The sequence below is a fragment of the Exiguobacterium aurantiacum genome (assembly GCF_001766415.1).
Lineage (GTDB): Bacteria > Bacillota > Bacilli > Exiguobacteriales > Exiguobacteriaceae > Exiguobacterium > Exiguobacterium aurantiacum_A.
The window spans coordinates 236,312-254,521 of the sequence record NZ_MKXO01000002.1 but is presented as its reverse complement, the minus strand read 5'-3'; the positions used below and the strand labels follow the sequence as shown (position 1 = coordinate 254,521).

General features: G+C 53.3%; 22 protein-coding genes. 19 read left to right on the top strand and 3 right to left on the bottom strand.

From position 1 onward, the window contains the following. Positions 1-27: 27 nt before the first annotated feature. Positions 28-480, bottom strand: coding sequence for a hypothetical protein (locus BJU60_RS07195; RefSeq protein ID WP_070328212.1), 453 nt, complete (start codon positions 478-480; stop codon positions 28-30). Positions 481-591: 111 nt separating this feature from the next. Here BJU60_RS07195 and BJU60_RS07190 point away from each other — a divergent pair, with 111 nt between their 5' ends. From BJU60_RS07190 to BJU60_RS07150, 9 genes are all read left to right on the top strand, one after another. After that, positions 592-936 carry a YxeA family protein gene (locus tag BJU60_RS07190; protein WP_070328211.1) on the top strand — a complete coding sequence of 115 codons (345 nt, stop codon included), beginning with the start codon at positions 592-594 and terminating at the stop codon, positions 934-936. A 107-nt stretch (positions 937-1,043) separates the two neighbouring features. Further along, on the top strand, positions 1,044-1,406 hold the full coding sequence (locus BJU60_RS07185; protein WP_070328210.1) for a response regulator: 363 nt from the start codon (positions 1,044-1,046) through the stop codon (positions 1,404-1,406). 155 nt (positions 1,407-1,561) lie between these two features. Continuing rightward, positions 1,562-2,416 (top strand): class II fructose-1,6-bisphosphate aldolase, encoded by an 855-nt coding sequence (gene fba, locus BJU60_RS07180; RefSeq protein ID WP_070328209.1) that lies wholly within the window; start codon positions 1,562-1,564, stop codon positions 2,414-2,416. 218 nt (positions 2,417-2,634) lie between these two features. Next, positions 2,635-3,285, top strand: coding sequence for a fructose-6-phosphate aldolase (gene fsa / locus BJU60_RS07175; RefSeq protein WP_070328208.1), 651 nt, complete (start codon positions 2,635-2,637; stop codon positions 3,283-3,285). 26 nt (positions 3,286-3,311) lie between these two features. Continuing rightward, on the top strand, positions 3,312-4,565 hold the full coding sequence (gene murA, locus BJU60_RS07170; RefSeq protein ID WP_070328207.1) for a UDP-N-acetylglucosamine 1-carboxyvinyltransferase: 1,254 nt from the start codon (positions 3,312-3,314) through the stop codon (positions 4,563-4,565). A gap of 17 nt (positions 4,566-4,582) precedes the next feature. Beyond that, a complete protein-coding gene (gene glpX, locus BJU60_RS07165; RefSeq protein ID WP_070328206.1) occupies positions 4,583-5,551 on the top strand; it encodes a class II fructose-bisphosphatase in 969 nt (322 codons plus the stop codon). A gap of 100 nt (positions 5,552-5,651) precedes the next feature. Next, complete coding sequence (locus BJU60_RS07160; RefSeq protein WP_070328205.1) at positions 5,652-6,578, top strand: ATP-binding cassette domain-containing protein; 927 nt, start codon at positions 5,652-5,654, stop codon at positions 6,576-6,578. After that, entirely contained in the window at positions 6,568-7,338 is a 771-nt protein-coding gene (locus BJU60_RS07155) for an ABC transporter permease (RefSeq protein ID WP_070328204.1), read from the top strand. The genes BJU60_RS07160 and BJU60_RS07155 overlap by 11 nt, the downstream gene beginning before the upstream one ends. A 56-nt stretch (positions 7,339-7,394) precedes the next feature. Then, positions 7,395-7,880 carry a DUF421 domain-containing protein gene (locus tag BJU60_RS07150; protein ID WP_070328203.1) on the top strand — a complete coding sequence of 162 codons (486 nt, stop codon included), beginning with the start codon at positions 7,395-7,397 and terminating at the stop codon, positions 7,878-7,880. Positions 7,881-7,927: 47 nt separating this feature from the next. On the opposite strand, the gene BJU60_RS07145 is transcribed toward BJU60_RS07150, so the two are convergent. Further along, a complete protein-coding gene (locus BJU60_RS07145; RefSeq protein ID WP_070328202.1) occupies positions 7,928-8,623 on the bottom strand; it encodes a C40 family peptidase in 696 nt (231 codons plus the stop codon). A gap of 378 nt (positions 8,624-9,001) precedes the next feature. On the opposite strand from BJU60_RS07145, the gene rho reads away from it, so the two are divergent. The 10 genes from rho (at position 9,002) to BJU60_RS07095 (ending at position 17,256) form a co-directional block, all read left to right on the top strand. Next, complete coding sequence (rho, locus tag BJU60_RS07140; RefSeq protein WP_070328201.1) at positions 9,002-10,342, top strand: transcription termination factor Rho; 1,341 nt, start codon at positions 9,002-9,004, stop codon at positions 10,340-10,342. Between the two features lie 82 nt (positions 10,343-10,424). Beyond that, positions 10,425-10,667, top strand: a complete 243-nt coding sequence (locus BJU60_RS07135; RefSeq protein WP_021066109.1) for a type B 50S ribosomal protein L31 — start codon at positions 10,425-10,427, stop codon at positions 10,665-10,667. A gap of 99 nt (positions 10,668-10,766) precedes the next feature. Continuing rightward, positions 10,767-11,990: a cation:proton antiporter gene (locus BJU60_RS07130; protein WP_070328200.1), complete on the top strand. Its 1,224-nt coding sequence runs from the start codon at positions 10,767-10,769 to the stop codon at positions 11,988-11,990. A gap of 116 nt (positions 11,991-12,106) precedes the next feature. Next, on the top strand, positions 12,107-12,718 hold the full coding sequence (locus BJU60_RS07125) for a thymidine kinase (protein ID WP_070328199.1): 612 nt from the start codon (positions 12,107-12,109) through the stop codon (positions 12,716-12,718). Between the two features lie 113 nt (positions 12,719-12,831). Then, complete coding sequence (prfA, locus tag BJU60_RS07120) at positions 12,832-13,902, top strand: peptide chain release factor 1 (RefSeq protein WP_070328198.1); 1,071 nt, start codon at positions 12,832-12,834, stop codon at positions 13,900-13,902. After that, the gene (gene prmC / locus BJU60_RS07115) at positions 13,902-14,774 is read left to right on the top strand and encodes a peptide chain release factor N(5)-glutamine methyltransferase (RefSeq protein ID WP_070328197.1); all 873 of its coding nucleotides are present in this window, start codon (positions 13,902-13,904) and stop codon (positions 14,772-14,774) included. The genes prfA and prmC overlap by 1 nt, the downstream gene beginning before the upstream one ends. Continuing rightward, complete coding sequence (locus tag BJU60_RS07110; RefSeq protein ID WP_070328196.1) at positions 14,740-15,750, top strand: L-threonylcarbamoyladenylate synthase; 1,011 nt, start codon at positions 14,740-14,742, stop codon at positions 15,748-15,750. Before prmC ends, BJU60_RS07110 begins: the two co-directional genes overlap by 35 nt. A gap of 21 nt (positions 15,751-15,771) precedes the next feature. Beyond that, positions 15,772-16,272, top strand: coding sequence for a low molecular weight protein arginine phosphatase (locus BJU60_RS07105; protein ID WP_083274052.1), 501 nt, complete (start codon positions 15,772-15,774; stop codon positions 16,270-16,272). A gap of 4 nt (positions 16,273-16,276) precedes the next feature. Then, the gene (gene rpiB / locus BJU60_RS07100; RefSeq protein ID WP_070328195.1) at positions 16,277-16,717 is read left to right on the top strand and encodes a ribose 5-phosphate isomerase B; all 441 of its coding nucleotides are present in this window, start codon (positions 16,277-16,279) and stop codon (positions 16,715-16,717) included. Next, positions 16,714-17,256 (top strand): TIGR01440 family protein, encoded by a 543-nt coding sequence (locus BJU60_RS07095; RefSeq protein WP_438802338.1) that lies wholly within the window; start codon positions 16,714-16,716, stop codon positions 17,254-17,256. The genes rpiB and BJU60_RS07095 overlap by 4 nt, the downstream gene beginning before the upstream one ends. Before the next feature lie 38 nt (positions 17,257-17,294). Here BJU60_RS07095 and BJU60_RS07090 read toward each other — a convergent pair whose 3' ends face one another. Continuing rightward, positions 17,295-18,080, bottom strand: coding sequence for an alpha/beta hydrolase (locus BJU60_RS07090; protein ID WP_070328193.1), 786 nt, complete (start codon positions 18,078-18,080; stop codon positions 17,295-17,297). Positions 18,081-18,210 lie beyond the last annotated feature (130 nt).

The following is an 18,210-nucleotide window of genomic DNA, read 5'->3' as shown; positions in this document are numbered from 1 at the left end:
CTTCGCTCAAGCGAGCGAAGTTCCTTTTCATATGCCTAATTCTTCATAGTACGCTGTGATCCGATCATCGATTGCGAAGACCATCTCCTCGTCGCCCGAAAAATAGAAGACAATATACGTTCCGTCCTCGCGATACACTTCCGCTTCGACGATGAGCGTTGTCGGCTGTCCGTCATACGTGACTTCAAGTTCATCGAGCGGATGCACGGTCGCCTCGTCTAAATCTGGATTGGAGACGAGTAGATGCATGCGCTCGACGTCTTCTGCTGAAATCGGTTCGTCGAAAACCTCGGAGATGAGTTTGAACGTCTCGGGCACGTCTTCTAATTCCGCATCTATTGAAGTAGCGAGCGGTATATCGTCTTCATAAACATCTTCATACGCGTCGGCGGACGGCTCTTCTCCGAACGTCCCAGCCGTGATGGCGACACCTCCGGCAAGCGTCACTAAAAAAAGTAAAAATCCGAATAAATGCTTCATGTCGTGTCTCCCATCATGTCTTGTACGTCGAGTATAACAAGAAGCGTTGCGTTTAGGAATCGTTCATATATGGTATTGGAAGATAGCGATCAATAGAAGTGAGGGATGCACATGCAACGGAACCGAGTACTCATCGTCACAGTCTGTCTCGCGGTCTTTGCCGGATGGTTGGTCATCGATTTGGACCGTCTGTTCGCGGATACATATTATGTGAAAATCCCGAAGGCGGAGACGGCGGAGCGAGATGGGACGGACTATGTGTATACGACGATCGGCTATGATGAGGAGCGAAAAAAGCGTTCGCTCACATTCACGTCTGACTCACGGCTCGCAGAAGGTGATTTTTTGCAATTGTACGTGAAAGATGAAGGGACGGTGACGTCGTATGAAATCGCCGACGAACGAGACGTTCCCTTTGAATTGAAAATGGAGCAAGCGGGGGAGGCGGGGACGTGAGCCTCGTTTCCATCTTTTAGAAAATGACGCGTCGCCAAACGAAAACGATTTTGGTATGGTTATATTATCGCACAAAGCTATAGAAGCTACGGAAAGAAGGTAACTAGATGTCACGCATGTTAATCGCAGACGACCAAGATGGAATTCGCTTGATGCTCGCCCAAGTGTTTAAAAACCTCGGTATCGAGGTCGACACGGCCCAGGACGGCTTGAGCGCTTGGGAACAGCTAGAACAAAGTACTTACGATTTGGTGCTGCTCGATATGAACATGCCGCGCATGTTCGGGCATGAAGTGTTACGGAACATGCGGAACAACGACATCGACACACCGGTCATGATCATGACCGCATTTGGGGAAAAATCGACAATCGAAGAAGTGCGCCGCCTCGGGATCACGGCTCAGTTCGAGAAGCCGTTCGATATTTACGGCATGATCGAGAAAGTGAAAGAAGTGCTCGGCATTCAGTGAATCGTCACGAAGATGACATATGTAAACGCTTGCGCGGGGCCATTTCTATATGCGAATAGCATAGGCACAAGTTTTGACGTGTGTTATAATGGGAACGAATTGCACAGGGTCACTTTTCCCACAGTGCACAACAGCGAACAGAGGAGGACATCATTATGCCATTAGTATCAATGACAGAAATGCTTAACAAAGCATTCGAAGGCAAGTATGCAGTCGGCCAATTCAACATCAACAACCTCGAGTGGACGCAAGCGATTCTTCGCGCTGCGGAAGGCGAGAAATCACCAGTTATCCTCGGTGTATCAGAAGGTGCAGCAAAATACATGGGTGGCTTCACAACAGTTGTTAAAATGACTGAAGGTCTCATGCACGACTACAACATCACTGTTCCAGTTGCAATCCACCTCGACCACGGTTCTTCATTCGACAAGTGTAAAGCAGCGATCGACGCTGGTTTCACGTCTGTTATGATCGACGGTTCACACCACCCGATCGAAGAAAACATCGAAATGACGAAACAAGTCGTTGAATACGCACACGCTAAAGGCGCTTCAGTTGAAGCGGAAGTTGGCACAGTCGGCGGCGAAGAAGACGGCGTCGTTGGCGGCGTACAATACGCTGACCTCGACGAGTGTGTCCGTGTTGTTAAAGAAGCGAAAGTTGACGCTCTTGCAGCGGCACTCGGTTCTGTACACGGAGAATACGCAGGCGAGCCAAACCTCGGCTTCAAAGAGATGGAAGAAATCGCAGCAGCGACGAAAACGCCACTCGTTCTTCACGGCGGTTCAGGAATCCCTGAGCACCAAATCAAAAAAGCAATCGAGCTCGGTCACAGCAAAATCAACGTCAACACAGAGTGCCAACAAGAATGGACTCGTGCGGTACGTGAGAAGCTTAACACTGACTCGAAAGTATATGACCCACGTAAAGTCATCGGACCTGGTATCGAAGCGATCTACAACGTCGTTTCTGGTAAAATGCGTGAGTTTGGTTCAAGCAACCAAGCGTAATCTTGTCACATCAGTCGGTTCTCCTCGTGAGAACTGGCTTTTTTGTTGAAAAAAATTATAGGAAGTCATGGGCCGTCGGGACGCTCGCCGGGATGATCTTGCTTGCCGCTTCGATGCTCGGCATCGCCGCGCTGACGTAAAGGGTATAGCAATTCCGTGTCGATTTCCTCATAATAAGAGAGTAAGCGATTACAATCCGATTCGAGGAGGACATGTACATGCGTTTTTTCATTGACACGGCAAATGTGGAAGACATCAAGAAAGCCCACCAAATGGGCGTCATCGGGGGCGTGACGACGAATCCGTCGCTCGTCGCGAAAGAAGGCGTCGATTTCCATACGCGGCTCCGTGAGATTTGTGAGGTCGTCGGGGACCTTTCAGTCAGTGCGGAAGTTATTGCACTCGACGCAGAGGGTATGGTCAAAGAAGGAAAGGAACTCGCGGCGATCGCGCCGAATATTACAGTTAAGGTGCCAATGACAGCAGCCGGTATGATCGCTGTCAATGAGCTTTCGAAGCTCGGCATTAAGACGAACGTGACGCTCATCTTTAACGCCAACCAAGCGCTCTTAGCAGCTCGGGCGGGTGCGTCATACGTCTCGCCGTTCATCGGACGCCTTGACGACATCGGTCACGATGGTCTCGACCTCGTCGAGACGATTGCGAATATCTTTGCCATCCATGGCATCGATACGGAAATCATCGCCGCGTCCGTTCGCCATCCGGTCCACGTGACGAAAGCAGCTCTACTTGGTGCTAATATCGCCACGGTACCGTACAAAGTCATCGAACAGATGATGAATCATCCGCTCACTGACAAAGGGATTGAGCAGTTCTTAGCGGATTGGAATAACGCTCAATCCAAATAAGTTCGTCGTAGAAAGGTTTGATCATCGTGGAAATTCTCCATATCGTTGGACAGCAGAAACTTGAAGGAACAGTTGACATTAGTGGCGCCAAACAGAGTGCCTTGCCTTGTCTCGTCGCAGCACTTCTTACCGAAGAACCGGTGACAATCGAGAACGTCCCCGTCATCGAAGATGTTGAAGTGATGCTCAGCCTATTACAAGAACTCGGGGTGACAATCGAGCGGGACGGGGAGCGGATGACGCTTCATGCAAAAGATGCCGTCGCCATGCCGCTGCTCGGCTCAGAAACTCGGAAAGTCCGGGCCGCTGTCTACTTACTTGGTGTGTTCGCAGCTCGTTTTGGGAAAGGGGCCGTTGGATTACCAGGGGGATATGCGATTGGTCCACGACCGATCGATTTACATTTAAAAGCGCTAGAACGTCTCGGCATCAAAGTCGAGAACGAGTCGGGTCTCTATCACGTCAACGCCGACAAGTTGGCCGGCAATCGGATCTACCTCGACCTTCGCTCATTCGGGGCGACGGTGAGCGCGATGCTCGCCGCGGTCCTTGCCGAAGGGACGACCGTCATTGAAAATGCCGCGACTGATCCGGAAGTCGTCGACGTCGCGACGATGCTGACATCGATGGGTGCATACGTCATCGGTGCCGGGACCGATGAGATTCGAATTAAAGGGGTCGAACGCTTGCACGGCTGTACACATACGCTGATCCCAGACCGCCTTGAAGCCGGAACGTTTATGATTTACGGTGCGGTTGCAGGGGAAGTGACGGTTCGAAACGTTATTCCGACCCATTTAGAAGGGGTCATCCAAAAATTAGTTGATTACGGTGCTGAAGTCGAGGTCGGGGAAGAAGCGATCACGGTTCGGGCGAAAGCTTTTGAGCCGATTGATATTCGCGTCTTCCACTACTCGGGTTATCCGACCGATTTGCAACCGATCATGTCAGCCGCTTTGTTGAAAGCGAACGGGACGAGCGTCGTGACGGATAAGCTATACGTCCAACGTTTCCGTCATATCGCCGAAATGCGGCGGATGAACGCGCAAATCACGCTTGAAGATTCGTCGGCCGTCATTCGTGGCGGGACGACGCTTGCGAACGCTGAGATGGAGTCTGCCGATGCGCGGAGCGCCGCGGCACTCGTCTTGGCCGGTTTGCAGGCAACGGGAGAGTCGACGGTTCTCTATGCGGAACGTCTGAACGACTCGTACGTCGACTTCGTCGGCAAACTAAAACAACTCGGCGCCCTCGTCTGGGTCGATGAGATGTCCGAGTAACAAAGGGGAGAATTCGGGTGGAACGTAGTTTATCAATGGAATTGGTCCGGGTCACAGAAGCGGCAGCGCTGTCTTCGGCCCGCTGGATGGGGAAAGGCTTGAAAGAACAAGCGGACGACGCAGCCACAACAGCGATGCGCGAAGTGTTCGATACGATTCCGATGAAAGGGATCGTCGTCATCGGGGAAGGTGAGATGGACGAGGCACCGATGCTCTACATCGGCGAGAAAGTCGGGAACGGTTACGGCTCACGCCTCGACGTTGCCGTCGATCCGCTCGAAGGGACGAGCATCGTCGCGACGGGAACATGGGGCGCACTCGCGGTGCTCGCGGTCGCGGACGCAGGTGATCTCCTTCACGCGCCAGACATGTATATGGATAAGATTGCGGTCGGTCCAGAAGCGGCGGGACTGATCAGCCTCGACAACTCGATCGAAGAAAACATCGCGATCGTCGCCAAGGCGAAGGGCAAGAACGTCGAAGACGTCGTCGTCACGATTTTGCACCGTGACCGTCATGAAGAGATGATTCAACGAGTCCGGGCAACGGGAGCTCGTATCAAGTTGATTCCGGACGGCGATGTCGCGGCGGCCATCAACACGGCGTTCCCGAAAACCGGTGTCGATCTCTTGCTAGGCTCGGGCGGGGCGCCGGAAGGCGTCATCGCAGCCGTCGCCATGAAGTGCCTCGGTGGTGACTTCCAGGGACGGTTGTTGCCGGAAGACGCGGCCCAGGAAAAACGATGCCAAGATATGGGCATCGCTGACACGGGACGCATCCTGCTTCTTGACGATCTCGTCAAAGGCGAGGATTGTATCTTCGCGGCGACGGGTGTGACAGACGGTGAACTGCTCCGTGGTGTCCAATTCACGGGTCAGGGCGGTCAGACACACTCGGTCGTCATGCGCGCCAAATCGGGTACGGTCCGTTTCGTCGAAGGGATTCATTCATTGAAGAAAAAACCGAAAATGGTCATGAAACCTTAATTCTCTCGAGCTGCAGATTCTCTCTGCAGCTTTTTTGATGCGTTCTTTCATATTTAAAATATGAATAGAACGGGAATGAGTAAGGCAGGAGGTGGGGTCGATGATCGAAGTAGAGTCACTCGTCAAGACGTTCGGGGATGTTCCGGCCGTCGACGGAATATCGTTTTCAGTAAAACAAGGAGAAATCTTTGCGTTCCTTGGTCCGAACGGGGCCGGGAAATCGACGGCTATACAGATGTTGACGACACTCATTCGACCGACGAGCGGGTCGGCGCGCGTGAACGGGTTTGATGTCGTCAAGCGGGAGAAGGACGTCCGGTTATCCATCGGTGTCGCCCTCCAGGAGACGGGCATCGATAAAGTGTTGACCGGCCGGGAATTGCTCGTCCTTCAAGGTCGGCTGTTCAAAATGACGAAACGTGAAGCAGAAGCACGGGCCGAGGAACTGCTGTCGGTCGTCTCACTCGCGGATGCGGCTGACCGAAAGAGTGGCACGTATTCCGGCGGGATGCGGCGTCGGCTTGATTTGGCGCTCACGCTCGTCCATCGTCCGATCGTACTGTTTTTAGATGAACCGACGACCGGGCTCGACCCGGCGAGTCGAATCGAGATTTGGAAAGAGGTACGGCGTCTCAATCAAGAGTTCGGGACGACCATCTTTTTGACGACCCAATATTTAGAGGAGGCGGACGAGCTGGCCGATCGCATCGCCATCATCCATCACGGTAAGATTGTCGTCGAAGGGACAGCAGAAGAATTGAAGCAGACCGTCGGAGGCGAGTCGATTTCTCTAGTGTTTCATACCGATGCAGAAGCACGAGCCGCCGCTGAGCTGTTCGGACAAGCCGCGACCGGACCGAGCCTCGTCTTCGAACTTCGCGACTACACGTTGACCGACGTCGTCCGGAAACTCGATGAGCAGGCGTTACAGCCGGAGCGGCTCACGGTGAAACAGCCGTCACTTGACGACGTATTCTTGAAAGTGACGGGCGAATCGTACGAAGGAGGTGTGCCGAGTGTGGACTGAAACGTGGTTGTTTACAAAGCGGAGTCTAATGACGACGATCCGCAACCCATTTTCATTTATCCCGAACTTGATGATTTCTGTCTTTTTCTTGCTCGTCTATACGAGCGGGCTGTCGAGTGTGGCCGCATTGCCGCAGTTCGGCGGCGGCGACTACTTGAATTTCATCTTGCCGGTATCGATCGTCTCAGGTGCTGTCGGCGGGGCCGGGGGTGCCGGCCAAGCGTTAGTGCGTGACATCGAGAGCGGCTATTTCGCCCGGTTGCTGCTCACACCTTCGACGCGGACTGCCATCGTGCTCGGACCGATGATTGCCGGGATGTTGCAACTGTTCGTTCAAACGTTGCTTATCTTTGCCGTCGCGTTCTTACTCGGGTTATCGATTCCGGTCGGTGTGGTCGGCTTCTTGTTCACGGTTTTGCTCGCTCTCGGATTCGGACTCGCTTTTGCCGGATATTCGGTCGGGGTCGCCTTGAAGACACGGAACGCCCAAGCCGCACAGGCCGGGACACTTCTCTTCTTCCCGCTCATCTTCTTGTCGACGACGTTCGTTCCGAAAGAGTTGATCGAGGCGGAATGGCTCAAAGTGGCGGCGACGTTCAATCCGACGACGTATATCTTTGAAGGGATGCGGGCCGTGTTGACCCAACCGACGATTGACTGGGGCGCTTTGTCGGCCGGCCTTGCCGTGGCTGGAGGGATGAGTGTCATCATGGTCGTCTTCGCGGCGACAAACGCGCGGGGTGCCTTGAAACAAAAATGATGAACGACGAGTACGCTTTCGAAGTGATTGTTCAAAAACAGAAAAGGGGGGAGACGATGGATCAACTCAAAACGATGGTGCAAATCATCTTGACAGGGATCGGGGCTTACTTCTCGATCATTTTCATATTACGTGTATCAGGAAAACGGACGCTCTCGAAAATGAACGCATTCGATTTTATCGTGACCGTTGCGCTCGGTTCGATCTTAGCGACGACGCTCACGAGCCGACAGACACCGCTACTGAATGGGCTCGTCGCTTTTGCCACGCTCGTCGCGTTGCAATACGTCATGGCGAAGCTGGCCAATCGGTCAAAACGAGTGAACGAGCTGATCAAATCGACACCGACGATGCTATATTATCGGGGGAGTTACTTAGAAGCGGAGATGCGTAAAGAACGCGTGCTCGAGATCGAAGTGCTCCAAGCCATCCGCTCGAGCGGGACCGCTCACGATAAAGTCGAGGCGGTCGTCCTTGAGACAGACGGGACGTTCTCGGTGTTGACGAGCACGGAAGCCGTTTTGCAAAATGTTCGTAAATAAAAAACGACTCGGTTCCGCTGAACCGAGTCGTTTGAGGTTTTATTGAATTAGAGGTACGTTCCAGCACCGACGTAACGTGGTGCCCAGTAACCTGATGTGAAGCTCGCGTATTTAACGCCGCCTGTTTCTGAGTTGATCATTTGTGTCTTGCTGATTGCCATACCGACGTGTTGGATCGTGCCGCCGTTATGTGAGAAGAACACGAGGTCGCCTGCTTGAATCGCTGACTTCGACAATTTTTTCGAGCTTGAGTATTGTGAGCGTGAATCACGTGGGATTGACTTGTTGATCGCTTTCTTGTAAACATGTCCTGTGTAACCAGAGCAGTCAAATCCAGCTGTTGTCGTTCCGCCGTAACGGTACGGTGTGCCAAGGTATTTCTTCGACTCGGCGACAAGTTTCGTACGAGCGCTTGAAGAAGAAGTCGTTGTCACTTTAGTAGCCGTTGCTGTGTTTGCTTTCAAGTACGTGTAAGTCGATGACGCTGAGATGTAACGGTGAGTCCCTTTGTAGTTGATCTTGTAGAACGAGCCAACTTTACCGAGGTATGTATAGCGTTGACCTTTATTCATCTTCGTAACGACTGACGAGCTGAGTGATGCTGATGTCCGAATGTTCAAGCCGTTGACTTTCGAGTAAGCGAATGTTCCAGTAGCTGCTTCTGCTTGTTCACCTGTTGTGAATGCAAGACCCGAGAAAGCGATAGTGGCGGCGACGATGATAGATGCGAAACGCTTTAACATAGTATAATTCCCTCCGTTTTTTAAAATAAAACCCTGTGAGTGTATATGATCGATGTGTGTTTACGATAGTTGAGCAAAAGTCGAGTTTGTTACCCGGTTTCCTCTGCAAATAAACTATATCATGCGTAAGACCGATGGCATTTTTCAATCACAAGTCAAAAATAGTTTTCTTGTAACATATTTGAAACAATATGGAGGCATAGAGACCTTTTTGTTACATAAGGAAGAGTACCGGACGTTAACTTTTAAAAATCAAGGGAATAGACTGATATGTAGCCGTTTATATAAAGTGACGGCATGATTGAATTGTGATTAGATGAATAAGAACTTTACAATTACTTTTCAAATATAGAATCACAAGAAAGACAGGTGACGTTTATGACGCAAAGTACAGAACCAGCTAAAAACTATACGCTTCGTGAACTCGAGACGAAGACGTTGAAAGAATTGTATGAAATCGCAAAAGAAGTGAATGTGCCTCAATATCGGGAAGCACGGAAACGTGAACTCATGTTCCGAATCTTAAAATCGCAAGCCGAATCGAAGGACCTCTACTTCCTCGAAGGCGTCCTTGAGATCATCCCTCCGAACCCGCAGTCACAAAATGAAGGTGGCTTCGGTTTCCTCCGACCGATCAACTACTCCCAATCGTCCGAAGACATCTATATCGCCGCTTCACAGATCCGCCGCTTTAGTTTGCGGAACGGGGATCTCGTCACCGGGAAAGTCCGGAAACCGAAAGAAAATGAACGTTTCCAAGGGCTCTTGAGCGTCGAGGCGGTCAACGGGGAAACGACCGATTCGACCCGGAACCGCGACTATTTCCCTGCGCTCACGCCGATCTATCCGGAAAAGCAAATGGTGCTCGAGACGGAGCCGAACCATCTATCGGTCCGTGTCATGGATATGATCGCACCGGTCGGCTTCGGACAACGTGGTTTGATCGTCGCCCCACCGAAAGCCGGGAAGACGTCTCTATTGAAAGAAGTCGCCAATTCAATCACGACGAACCACCCGAACGTCGAACTGATCATCTTATTGATCGACGAACGTCCGGAAGAAGTGACGGACATCCAACGTTCGGTGCCGGGGGCAGACGTCGCCTATTCCACGTTTGACGAGACACCGGAGAATCATACTCGCATCTCGGAGCTCGTGCTAGAGCGGGCGATGCGCCTCGTCGAACATAAGAAAGACGTCGTCATCTTGCTCGACTCGATCACTCGGTTGACGCGTGCCTATAACCTGTCCGTCCCGCCGAGCGGGCGTACGCTCTCGGGCGGGATCGACCCGGCAGCGTTCCACAAACCGAAGAAATTCTTCGGGGCGGCCCGGAACATCGAGGACGGCGGCAGTTTGACGATTCTCGGGACGGCGCTCATCGATACCGGTTCGCGGATGGATGACGTCATCTATGAAGAGTTCAAAGGGACCGGCAACATGGAGCTCCATCTCGACCGGAAGCTCGCGGAACGCCGTATCTTCCCGGCCATCGATATCCGTCGTTCGGGTACGCGGAAAGAAGAACTCCTCCTCGGCAAGGACGAGCTCGACTCACTTTGGACGATTCGTCGCACGATGAACGAGTCGCCGGACTTCGTCGATCAGTTCTTGCGTCGTGTGCGTGAGACGCAAACAAATCTCGACTTTTTTGCGGCGCTCGAGGCCGATAAGAAAAAGAGTCGTCGCCCGGTGAAAAAAACGAAAACGGACTTGTAAATCCGTGAACCGGGTGCTATTATATTCTAGTGAACTTTCTCTAGGTTGAAAGAATACTTAGGGCAGAAGGAGTTGAAAAGCAATGAAACAAGGAATCCACCCAGAATACCGTAAAGTCGTATTCATGGACTCAACGACTGAGTTTAAATTCATCAGTGGTTCGACTCGTTACTCTAACGAAACGATCACGATGGAAGATGGTAACGAATACCCACTCATCCGTGTCGATGTATCTTCTGATTCGCACCCGTTCTACACAGGTCGCCAGAAATTCGCATCTGCGGACGGTCGTATCGAGCGCTTCAACAAGAAGTACCAACGTTAATCGTCAAGTTGTATGCACACCGCCTAGGGATTGCCCTTGGCGGTTTTTTGTTGTCCAAGCGAGGGTAAAGAGACGGAAGACTGACGTGAGGGGGCTTCCATGGAGTATATATTGATTAGCATCAGCTTGTTGGTTGGCGTCGGGATCGTCTCGCAATGGTTGGCGTGGCGCTACCAAATTCCGGCGATTATCATCATGACAGTCGCCGGCGTATTGGCCGGCCCGATCTTTGGTTTGTTTGAACCGCGAGAGTTGCTCGGTAATTTGTACAGCCCGATCATCTCGTTTGCGGTCGCAATCATATTATTTGAAGGTAGTTTAGGGCTTCATTTCAGCGAGATCAACCAATTCCGGCGTTCGATCGTCCGCATCGTGACAGCGGGTGTGACGTTGTCGTTCGTTGGGGCTTCGCTGTTGATTCAATACGTCGGCGGTCTCCATTGGGTCGTTGCTTGGACGATGGGAGCGCTATTCGTCGTCACCGGCCCGACGGTCGTCATCCCGTTGCTCAGGCAAGCCCATCTGAAAGATCGGGTCGGTGCCATCTTAAAGTGGGAAGGGATCATTGTCGACCCGGTCGGTGCGTTGCTCGGCTTGTTCGTGATTCGAATCGGCTACATCGTCTATGAAGGCATGGACTTGTGGGTGCAATTGCTCTTTGCGGGAGCATGTCTCGTCGGTATCGGTCTCGGTTACGTGTTCGGTCACGTCTTGATGGGCTGGTTCGTAGGTGAGAAGATTCCGCGGTACTTACGCGCTTCGGTGACGCTTACGGCCGTCTTGATCTTATTCTCTTTGAGCGAGTTTATGATGCATGAAGTCGGTCTCCTTGCCGTGACGGCGATGGGGATGACGATGGCGAACACGAAACTTCGCGATGAACAGATCATCGAGGAACTGCAGTCGTTCAAGGAAGACATCTCGATTTTGCTGATCTCATCCGTATTCATCTTGCTGACGGCGTCGCTGTCGCGTGAAGAACTATTGAATATCTTCCAGTGGCCATTGCTGTTGACGATTGCCGGCATCTTGTTTCTCGTTCGACCACTGGCAATCTATGTATCGACGCTTGGTGTGGGGCTTCCGCTCAAGGAGCGTGGGTTCATCGGCTGGATCGCACCACGCGGCATCGTCGCGATGACGGTCGCAGGTTTTTTCGCGGAGGAAGTGGCCGGTCTCGGGATTGAGGATGCGTCACAGATGCTACCGCTCACGATCGGACTCGTCTTTACCTCGGTGACGTTGCACGGGCTGACGATTCGACCGCTCGCGCGCAAATTGAACTTGATCGATTATAAAAAAGAAGAAGAAGCGGAAGAGTGAAGAGAAATCGGGACGGGATGATGCCGTTCCGATTTTTGTTAGAAGTCAACCCTTTTCCTATGACTGAAAGATGGTTATAATCGGAAAGCGATTAACGATGGAGAGGGCGAAGTAGAATGATGCATGTGACGAACCGTTACGGTTGGATAGAAGTGATTTGTGGCAGTATGTTTTCTGGTAAGTCGGAGGAATTGATCCGTCGTGTCCGTCGGGCGCACTACGGGAAGATCCCGGTCCAAGTGTTCAAGCCGGCCATCGATGACCGCTACCACGAAGAGAACGTCGTCTCCCATAGCGGCAACTCGGTCGTGGCCGTCCCGACTCGAACGAGTCAAGATGTGTACGATGCGGTGCGCGAAGAGACGCAAGTCATCGCCATCGACGAGGTGCAGTTCTTTGATGAGGGGATCGTCGACGTCATCGAGCAGTTGGCGTCAGAAGACAAACGTGTCATCTGCGCCGGACTCGATATGGACTTCCGTGGCGAACCGTTCACGATGATGCCGGAGCTCTTGTCGCGTGCCGAGTTCGTCACGAAGCTGCAGGCGATCTGCCTGTCGTGCGGCGCCCCGGCGTCTCGGACACAGCGCTTGATCAACGGAGAACCGGCTCGCTTTGAGGACCCGGTCATCTTAGTCGGTGCCGCCGAGTCGTACGAACCGCGTTGCCGCCATTGCCATGACGTCCCGAACAAACCGCGCCCGATCCGTCATACAGTAGCGGATTGAGGATTTTGGCTGGTTCGCTCTAAGTATTCAATTTGTCGACGAACCGAGCTAGCTCGGTTCGTTTTTTGGTATAATGAAGAGAACGATTTGGTGAACAGAAAGGACGGATCATGATGTTTGACCGTTTAAGCGTTTTAGAAGAACGATATATGCAATTGAATGAGATGCTCGCTGACCCGGAAGTGCTCAGCGACTCGAATAAACTGCGTCAATATTCAAAAGAACAGTCTCAACTCGAGGAGACGGTACAAGCGTATCGACGCTATAAAGAAACGAGTACGGCCTACAAAGAAGCGAAAGCGATGTTAGAAGACCGAACGCTCGAGTCCGATATGCGCGAACTCGCGAAAGAAGAGATGGCGCTACTCGAACCAGTTGTGAAAGCGCTCGAAGCGAAGCTGCGCGTCCTGCTCATCCCGAAAGACCCGAACGACGACAAGAACGTCATCGTCGAGATTCGCGGGGCAGCCGGTGGTGACGAGGCGGCACTGTTTGCGGTCGACTTGTATAAGATGTACACCCGATTCGCCGAGCGTCAAAACTGGAAAGCCGAGCTGATCGACGCCAACTATACGGAACTCGGCGGCTTTAAAGAAGTGACGTTTTTGATCAACGGTGCCGGTGCCTACTCGAAACTGAAATTCGAGAATGGGGCACACCGTGTGCAACGCGTCCCGTCGACGGAGTCGGGCGGACGGATCCACACGTCGACAGCCACCGTCGCGGTCTTGCCGGAAGCGGAAGACGTCGAAGTGCACATCGACATGAAAGACGTCCGCGTCGACACGTTCACGTCGTCAGGGCCGGGTGGTCAATCGGTCAACACGACCCAGTCGGCCGTGCGGTTGACACACATCCCGTCAGGACTCGTCGTGTCATGCCAAGACGAGAAATCACAGCATAAAAACAAAGATCGGGCGATGAAAGTCTTGCGGGCCCGTCTGTACGACAAGATGCAGCGCGAACATCTCGAAGAACTGTCGGCGCAGCGGAAGTCGGCCGTCGGGACGGGCGACCGTTCGGAGCGGATCCGGACGTATAACTTCCCGCAAAGCCGTGTGACCGACCACCGCATCGGCCTCACGCTTCAAAAACTTGACCGGGTGCTCGCCGGGGAGCTTGAAGACATCATTGATGCGCTCGTCATGGAAGATCAGGCCGGCTTGATGGAGGGTATGGAGTGATGCGGATTGCCGCAAGGTTGAAACAAGCGGAACGCATGCTCATTGACGCGGGGCGTGACCCGTCGACTGCCGAATGGTGGCTCATGCACGTGCTCGGCGTCGACCGGACGGGTCTGATCGTTCGGTTATCCGAAGAACTCTCGGACGACGAAACAACTGCGTTCGAGTCCGGGCTCGAGCGACTGCTTGCCGGTGAGCCGGTCCAACATTTGATTGGCCAGGCCCCGTTCTACGGTCGTTCATTCGCTGTGAACCGGGACGTACTTATCCCGCGACCGGAGACCGAAGAGTTGATCGAATGGGTCGTTGAGCACGTCGGACCGATTGAAGACGACGCGATCGTCGACGTCGGAACGGGCAGTGGCGCCATCGCCATCACGCTCAGTCTCGAGCTCGGTGTCCGCGTCCAAACGGTCGATATTTCCCGGGAAGCGATCGCGGTGGCAAAACATAACGCGGAAGTGCTTCGTGCCGATGTGACGTTTCATGAAGGGGATTGCCTCGGTCCGGTCGCGGACGACTCGATTCGGGTGCTCGTCTCAAATCCGCCTTACATCGAAGCTGATGAACTGCTCGATGAGACGGTCGCAGGGTACGAACCGCACCTCGCATTATTCGGGGGGGCGGACGGTCTCGAGTTCTACCGGAAAATCATCGCGGACTCAACACGCGTGCTACGTGCCGATTGGCAATTGATTGCGTTTGAAATCGGGTATAATCAAGGACAAGTTGTGAAATCGTACCTGTCCGAACGTTATCCTGAAGCAGAAACGGGTATTTTAAAAGATATAAACGGTAAAGACCGAATTGTCTACGCCGTGAGGGAAGGGATTGCGCATGGAAACGAAATGGATCAAGCCAACAGAAGTTGAGGAAGGGGTTCGTCTCTTGAAGATGGGCGAGGTGATCGCGATTCCGACAGAGACGGTGTACGGCCTCGCCGGGGATGCGACGAACGATATCGCCATCCGTAAGATTTTCGAGGCGAAAGGAAGACCATCGGACAACCCGCTCATCGTCCACGTGGCTACGGTCGAACAGGCCGAACATTTCGCGCAAACCATCCCGCCGGTAGCCAAACGCTTGATGGAAGCGTTTTGGCCCGGTGCCTTGACGATCATCTTACCGTCGAACGGTCGAGCGTCGTCACTTGTGACGGCCGGGCTCGACTCGATCGGCCTCCGCATGCCGGACCATCCAGCCGCACTCGAACTCATCCGCACGTCCGGTCTCGGTCTCGCGGCGCCGAGTGCGAACCGTTCAGGACGACCGTCACCGACATCGGCACAGCACGTAGCCGATGATTTGACCGGTCGGATCGCGGGTATTATGGATGGGGGACCGACAGGCATCGGCGTCGAGTCGACTGTGATCGACTGTACGACGGAACCGGTGACGATTTTGCGTCCCGGTGGCGTGACGAAAGAAGCGATCGAGACCGTCATCGGGCCAGTTGCGCTCGATGCGAATTTGAGCGATGAAGCGGCCGCGCCCAAATCACCAGGAATGAAGTACACCCACTATGCCCCGACTGCACCTTTGTATTTAGTCGATGGCGGACGCGATGATCTCGTCCGTGCCATCACGATGCGGCAGGCGGCGGGCAAACGGATCGGCGCGCTCGTATTTGATGAAGCAACGACCCCGGCTGACGTCACGCTTTCTCTCGGTGACACGATGGAGATGGCGGCCCAGCGACTTTACGAGGCGTTGCGAAAATTCGATGAGACAGATGTAGAAGAGATTTACGTGAATCGGATTGAACCGACGGGAGTCGCCCTTGCCGTATATAATCGCTTGTATAAAGCGGCAGGCGGGAAAATCATCCGTCTAGAGGAAGAGGCTTAAGGACATGAGGAGGATCACGCGATGTCAATGAAACGCGTATTATTCATATGTAGTGGGAACACATGCCGAAGCCCGATGGCGATGGCCCTGCTCCGCTCGAAAGTGACAGGCGACGAATTTGATATTCGTTCGGCTGGAGTTCGGACGATGCAAGGGTTTGATGCCTCAGAAAACGCTCTTCAAGTATTACGTGAACGAGGGATTGAACTCGAACACGTGACGCAGACGTTCGATGATGTACTCGGACGTTGGGCAGACATCATTTTGACGATGACGCGGGCACACCGCGAACAGATTCGGGATACGTATCCGGATTTGGCCGATCGTACGTTCACATTATATGAGTTCGTGACCGGGCTCGAACGTGACATTAACGACCCGTTTGGAGGCTCGATGAACGTCTATCGTCAAGTTCGAAACGAACTCGAACCACTCGTCAATCGACTTGTGCTAAAATTGACGAATGACGGGTCAAAGGTGACGAAACCACCGAGACGCCTACCAAAGAAGACGGGGGAATGAACACATGAAAATTGCAATCGGCGCCGACCACGGCGGATTCAACTTGAAGAAAGACATTATCGGATTACTAGAAGAGCTTGGACACGAGTATAAAGATTTCGGGACACACTCGGCCGAGTCGATTGATTATCCAGACGTAGCCATCCCGGTCGCTGAGGCTGTCGCTGCCGGCGAGTTCGACCGCGGCATCTTGATTTGCGGCACAGGGATCGGTATCGGCATTGCGGCGAACAAAGTCAAAGGGATCCGCGCAGCACTCGTTCACGACTCGTTCAGCGCCAAGGCGACACGTCAACATAACGACTCGAACATCATGACGATGGGCGAGCGTGTCGTCGGACCGGGGCTCGCGATTGACTTGGTGGCGACGTGGCTCGATACAGATTTCGAGGGCGGACGTCACTCGAACCGTGTCGATAAAATGAGCGCTTACGAAACGAAGTGACCGCGATGAAAGCTGAACTTTCGAACCTGCTGTTGGAGCTGCACGAACGCTTTCCGCTCGATGAGGACAAGATCCTCATCATCGGCTGTTCGACGAGCGAAGTCATCGGCAAGACGATCGGGAAAGCTGGATCGATCGATGTGGCGTCGGAATTCATCGAAGCGTTTCTCGCGTTTCGTGACAAGACGGGCGTCCATCTGGCGTTTCAAGGGTGCGAGCACATTAACCGTGCCCTCACCGTCGAGCGTCGGACGCAGAAGCAGTTCGGTCTGACCGAAGTGACCGTCGTCCCGGTCCGCTCAGCGGGCGGGGCGATGGCGGAGAAAGCGTATGAGCGCCTCAACGCGCCGTGCGTCGTCGAATCGATTCAAGCGGACGCGGGGATCGACATCGGCTCGACGCTGATCGGCATGCACTTGAAGCCGGTCGCGATCCCGGTCCGGTTATCGGCGAAACAGCTCGGCGAGGCGTACGTCACGTTCGCCGTCACGAGACCGAAACTAATCGGTGGCCCTCGGGCACATTATCCAGCGAAATAACAAAGACAGCCGGTCATAGCGACCGGCTGTCTTTTGCGTTATATGTCTTCACTGAACAGATACGATACGACCATCGGGAAACGTTCGCGCCAGGCGAGTTCGTTATGCACACCTTCTTCGATGACTTCGAAGCGCAAGTGATCGACTTTGTCGCGTAGTAAGGCGTAGACGCGCTCGCTCGACTCGAGATACATCTCGTTCGTCGGCCCATCCTCTGACGGCTGCTCGACTTCTTTACGGCCGACGTCCATATATAGACGCTCGATACCTTTCAAATCACTCGACTCGATCAACTGCTCGAGTTCGGTCTGGTTGAACCAGAACGCTGACGACAAGGAAGCAACACGTTTGAAGATGTCCGGATAGACGGAGGCGGCATACACCGAGATGAGTCCCCCCATCGAGCTGCCGATCATCCCGGTCTCGTCTGGTTTCGTCCGATACGCGTCGTCAATCATCGGCTTCAGCTCTTGGGCGATATATTCGATGTAGGCCGAGCCTTGGCCGCCTAATGTCAATTCTCGACCATAGAGTGCTTCCCCGACGAACGGATTTTCCCAAGGGCCGTATTCGTCGAGTCGCATCTCACCCGGTGCGCTATCGATGGCGACGACGATCAAGTCGCGCTTTGAGGCGTCCAAATACTCTCCGACGCGCCAGCTCATATTGTAGCTCGCGTCCGCGTCGTCGAACGCGTTCTGTCCGTCGTGCATGTAGAGCACCGGGTAGCGCTTGTCCGTCAGCTCGTAGTCGTTAGGCGTATAAATCCGCACCGTCCGCTCGCGCTCGAACGGGGTAATCGTCACTTGTCTCGTCTCAATCATAATTGTCCTCCTCTAATGTTCTTCTTCAATACCATACCCAACTTTGAGCCCGATTATGACGATACCCAAAAAAACGAGCATATGGTACGATGGGGTTGTTGATTTTTAGACATTCAGAGGGGGTTTCAAC

What these genes read in the sequence shown, in the direction of transcription:
- BJU60_RS07105 (WP_083274052.1), top strand. Translation starts at nt 15,772, where the DNA reads ATGTCAATGAAACGCGTATTATTCATATGTAGTGGGAACACATGCCGA.
- BJU60_RS07135 (WP_021066109.1), top strand. Translation starts at nt 10,425, where the DNA reads ATGAAACAAGGAATCCACCCAGAATACCGTAAAGTCGTATTCATGGAC.
- prmC (WP_070328197.1), top strand. Translation starts at nt 13,902, where the DNA reads ATGCGGATTGCCGCAAGGTTGAAACAAGCGGAACGCATGCTCATTGAC.
- BJU60_RS07150 (WP_070328203.1), top strand. Translation starts at nt 7,395, where the DNA reads ATGGATCAACTCAAAACGATGGTGCAAATCATCTTGACAGGGATCGGG.
- BJU60_RS07130 (WP_070328200.1), top strand. Translation starts at nt 10,767, where the DNA reads ATGGAGTATATATTGATTAGCATCAGCTTGTTGGTTGGCGTCGGGATC.
- BJU60_RS07195 (WP_070328212.1), bottom strand. Translation starts at nt 480, where the DNA reads ATGAAGCATTTATTCGGATTTTTACTTTTTTTAGTGACGCTTGCCGGA.
- BJU60_RS07145 (WP_070328202.1), bottom strand. Translation starts at nt 8,623, where the DNA reads ATGTTAAAGCGTTTCGCATCTATCATCGTCGCCGCCACTATCGCTTTC.
- BJU60_RS07125 (WP_070328199.1), top strand. Translation starts at nt 12,107, where the DNA reads ATGATGCATGTGACGAACCGTTACGGTTGGATAGAAGTGATTTGTGGC.
- BJU60_RS07160 (WP_070328205.1), top strand. Translation starts at nt 5,652, where the DNA reads ATGATCGAAGTAGAGTCACTCGTCAAGACGTTCGGGGATGTTCCGGCC.
- BJU60_RS07090 (WP_070328193.1), bottom strand. Translation starts at nt 18,080, where the DNA reads ATGATTGAGACGAGACAAGTGACGATTACCCCGTTCGAGCGCGAGCGG.
- rpiB (WP_070328195.1), top strand. Translation starts at nt 16,277, where the DNA reads ATGAAAATTGCAATCGGCGCCGACCACGGCGGATTCAACTTGAAGAAA.
- BJU60_RS07110 (WP_070328196.1), top strand. Translation starts at nt 14,740, where the DNA reads ATGGAAACGAAATGGATCAAGCCAACAGAAGTTGAGGAAGGGGTTCGT.
- BJU60_RS07185 (WP_070328210.1), top strand. Translation starts at nt 1,044, where the DNA reads ATGTCACGCATGTTAATCGCAGACGACCAAGATGGAATTCGCTTGATG.
- fsa (WP_070328208.1), top strand. Translation starts at nt 2,635, where the DNA reads ATGCGTTTTTTCATTGACACGGCAAATGTGGAAGACATCAAGAAAGCC.
- BJU60_RS07190 (WP_070328211.1), top strand. Translation starts at nt 592, where the DNA reads ATGCAACGGAACCGAGTACTCATCGTCACAGTCTGTCTCGCGGTCTTT.
- prfA (WP_070328198.1), top strand. Translation starts at nt 12,832, where the DNA reads ATGTTTGACCGTTTAAGCGTTTTAGAAGAACGATATATGCAATTGAAT.
- fba (WP_070328209.1), top strand. Translation starts at nt 1,562, where the DNA reads ATGCCATTAGTATCAATGACAGAAATGCTTAACAAAGCATTCGAAGGC.
- rho (WP_070328201.1), top strand. Translation starts at nt 9,002, where the DNA reads ATGACGCAAAGTACAGAACCAGCTAAAAACTATACGCTTCGTGAACTC.